1 protein-coding gene is annotated in these 3,885 nt (G+C 75.2%); it reads left to right on the top strand.

The window, feature by feature from the left end; genetic code table 11:
• Window positions 1-3,885, top strand: a 3,885-nt coding sequence (locus AC5L38_RS43915; RefSeq protein ID WP_495248765.1) for a type I polyketide synthase, incomplete at both ends; no start/stop codon positions are given.

Below are 3,885 nucleotides of genomic sequence, written 5' to 3'. Positions count from 1 at the left end.
TGGTGTGGCGGTGGACTGGCGGCAGCTGCTGCCGGGCGGTCGCCGGGTCGATCTGCCCACCTACGCCTTCCAGCACCAGCGGTTCTGGCCGAACGCGCGGCAGGGTGGGGACGCTCGCGGGCTGGGTCTGGCCGCGACGGATCACCCGCTGCTGGGCGCGACGGTCGGCCTGGCCGACTCCGACGGCGTGCTGCTGACCGGCCGCGTGTCGGTGAGTGCGCAGTCGTGGCTGGCCGATCACGTGGTGGCGGGCTCGGTGCTGGTGCCGGGCTCGGCGTTCGTGGAGCTGGCGATCCGGGCGGGTGACCAGGTTGGCTGCGACCTGGTGGAGGAGCTGACACTGGACGCCCCGCTGGTGCTGGGTGAGAACGAGGCGGTCGTGGTCCAGATCGCGGTGGGCGCGCCGGAGGAGAGCGGTCGCCGGACCTTGAGCGTGTACGGCCGTCCGGCGGACGCCGCCGATGAGGTGCCGTGGGTGCGGTACGCGACGGGAACGCTCGCGACCGGTGCTCCGGAGGCCGCGCCGTTCGACGTGGCGGTGTGGCCCCCGGCCGGGGCGACCGCGATCGAGCTGGGCGGGATGTACGAGGACCTGGCCGAGGGCGGCTTCGCCTACGGCCTGGCGTTCCAGGGGCTGCGGGCGGCCTGGCGGCGCGACGACGAGGTGTTCGCCGAGCTGAGACTGTCGGAGCAGACCGGTGGGGCCGCCTCGTTCGGGCTGCATCCGGCATTGCTGGACGCGGCGCTGCACGCGGTGCCGTTCGCCGGGCTGGAGCCGGTGGAGGGCGGCCGGTTGCCGTCCGCGTGGGGACAGGTGTGCCTGCACGCGGGTGGCGCCTCGGCGCTGCGGGTGCGGCTGGCCAGGACGGGGCCGGACGCGGTGTCGCTGAGCGCGGTGGACGCCGCCGGGGAGCCGGTGCTGTCGGCGCGCTCGGTGGTGTTGCGGCCGGTCTCGGCTGAGTGGCTGGGAGCCGCCTCCGACGGTCGCGGGGCCGGTCGGGACACGTTGTTCCGGGTGGAGTGGGCGCCCGCGGCTTCCTCGCCGGAGGCCGGCGGGGTGCCGGTGGCGGTGCTCGGCCCGGACACGTTGGGTCTCGCCTCCGTGCTGCGGGCGTCCGGTGAGCCCGGCGGCCTTCCGGTGCCGGTGTACGCGGAGCTGTCATCGATGGCGGAAGCGGGGACGGAAGGGGGGACGGAGGCGGCAGCGGGAACGGTGCCGGCCGTCGTGATGGTGGAGGCGGTCCCGGATCCGGCGGGCGGTGTGGTGGAGTCGGCGCACGCGCTGGCCGCTCGCGTCCTGGATCTGCTGCAGGGCTGGCTGGCCGACGACCGGTTCGCCGATTCGCGGCTGGTGTTCGTCACCCGGGGCGCGGTCGCGACCGGTGCGGCCGTGGAGGAGGGCGCGGCGCCGGACCCGGTCGCGGCGGCGGCGCGGGGGCTGGTCCGTAGTGCCCAGTCGGAGAACCCGGGCCGTTTCGGGCTGGTCGACCTGGACGTGCGGGAGTCCTCGCCGCTGTCCCTGCCCGAGGTGCTGCCGGGGGTGCTGGCGTCGGGCGAGCCGCAGGTGGCGGTGCGCGGGGGCGAGGTGTGGGTGCCGCGCCTGGCCCGGGTGACGTCCGGCTCCGGTGAGGGCCCCGGCTCTGAGCGGGCCTCCGGTCTCGCGAACGGCTCCGGCCCCGAGCGGGTCTCCGACCTCGCGAACGGCTCCGGTCCGGGCGAGGACAGCCGGGTCTGGGACCCGGAGGGCACGGTGTTGATCACCGGTGGCACCGGTGGTCTGGGCGCGCTGTTCGCGCGGCACGTGGTGGCCGAGCGTGGCGTACGGCACCTGGTGCTGGTCAGCCGCCGAGGGCCGGACGCCCCCGGCGCGGCGGAGTTGCGGGCCGAGCTGATCGCGCACGGCGCCGAGGTCACGGTCGCGGCGTGCGACATGGCCGACCGGGAGCAGGTGGCGGCCCTGCTGACGCAGGTGGGCGACGAGCACCCGCTGACCGCGGTGATCCACACCGCGGGCGTGCTCGCCGACGGCACGATCCCGTCGTTGACGCCCGAGCGGCTGGAGACGGTGCTGCGGCCGAAGGTGGACGCGGCCTGGCACCTGCACGAGCTCACCCGGGGCCTGGACCTGGCGGCGTTCGTGGTCTTCTCCTCCATGGCGGGGGTGATGGGCAACGCCGGGCAGGGCAACTACGCGGCGGCGAACGCGTTCCTCGACGCGCTGGTCCAGCTGCGCCGGGCCGAAGGGCTGCCCGGACTGTCGCTGGCCTGGGGCCTGTGGGCGCAGGAGACCGGCATGACCGGCGGGCTGGGGACGATAGACCTGCAGCGGATGGCGCGGGCGGGGATGCCGGCGCTGCCCGCCGAGCAGGGGCTCGCGACGTTCGAGCTGGCGGCCGCGTCGGATCACGCGGCGGTGGTGGCCGCGCGGCTGGAGCTGTCGGTGCTGCGCACGTTCCCCGAGGTGCCGCACCTGATGCGCGGCCTGGTGCGCTCGGGCCGCCGCCTGGCGGTCTCCACCTCGACGAGCGGGGACGCGGAGCTGGTACGGCGGCTGGCCGGGCTGGGCGAGGCCGAGCAGGTGCGGCTGGTGGTGGAGCTGGTACGCGCCCAGGCGGCGGCCGTGCTGGGGCACGCCTCGGGAGAGGCCGTCCAGCCCGGGCGCGAGTTCCGCGAGCTCGGCTTCGACTCCCTCACCGCCGTCGAGCTGCGCAACCGGTTGAACGTGGCCACCGGGCTGCGGCTGCCGGCGACGTTGGTGTTCGACTACCCGACGCCGACCGTGCTGGCGCGGTTCCTGGTGCCGGAGCTGCTCGGCCGGCAGGACCAGGCCGCCGGGCCGGGTGTGGCGGCCGGGCCGAGGGCGTCGGTGGCCGACGATCCGATCGTGATCGTGGGCATGAGCTGCCGGTTCCCCGGCGGGGCGAACTCGCCGGAGGAGCTGTGGCGGTTGCTGTCCGAGGGCGGGGACGCGATCTCGCCCTTCCCCGCCGATCGGGGCTGGGACCTGGAGATGCTGTCGGCGGCGGGCTCCGACGGTCAGGGCGGCAGCGCGACCGGCCAGGGCGGCTTCCTGGCGGACGCGGCCGGATTCGACGCGGCGTTCTTCGGGATCTCGCCGCGTGAGGCGCTGGCGATGGACCCGCAGCAGCGTTTGCTGCTGGAGGGGGTGTGGGAGGCGGTCGAGCGGGCCGGGATCGACCCGGTCTCGCTGAAGGGCAGCTCCACCGGGGTGTTCGTGGGCACCAACGGCCAGGACTACGCGAGCCTGGTGATGAACGCCCAGGCGGACGTACAGGGCCACGCCATCACCGGCATGGCGGCCAGCGTGCTGTCGGGCCGTCTGTCCTACACGCTGGGCCTGGAGGGCCCGGCGGTGACGGTGGACACCGCCTGCTCGTCGTCGCTGGTCGCGTTGCACATGGCGGCGCAGGCGCTGCGGTCGGGCGAGTGCGGTCTGGCGCTGGCCGGCGGTGTCACGGTGATGACCACCCCGCTGGGGTTCATCGGCTTCAGCGCCCAGGGAGGGTTGGCACCTGACGGCCGCTGCAAGGCGTTCTCCGACGGCGCCGACGGCACCAGCTGGTCCGAGGGCCTGGGCGTGCTGGTGCTGGAGCGGCTGTCGGACGCCCGGCGCAACGGTCACGAGGTGCTCGCGATCGTCCGTGGGTCGGCGGTGAACCAGGACGGCGCGTCCAACGGGTTGACGGCGCCGAACGGTCCTTCGCAGCAGCGGGTGATCCGCCAGGCGCTGGCCAGTGCGGGGATGACTCCCGCCGAGGTGGACGCCGTCGAGGCGCACGGCACCGGTACCAGGCTGGGTGACCCGATCGAGGCCCAGGCGCTGCTGGCGACCTACGGCCAGGACCGGGACGAGGACCGGCCGCT

It is taken from the genome of Streptosporangium nanhuense (genome assembly GCF_059358815.1).
The sequence above is the reverse complement of the archived record's forward strand: the minus strand, read 5'-3'. Positions and strand labels throughout refer to the sequence as shown.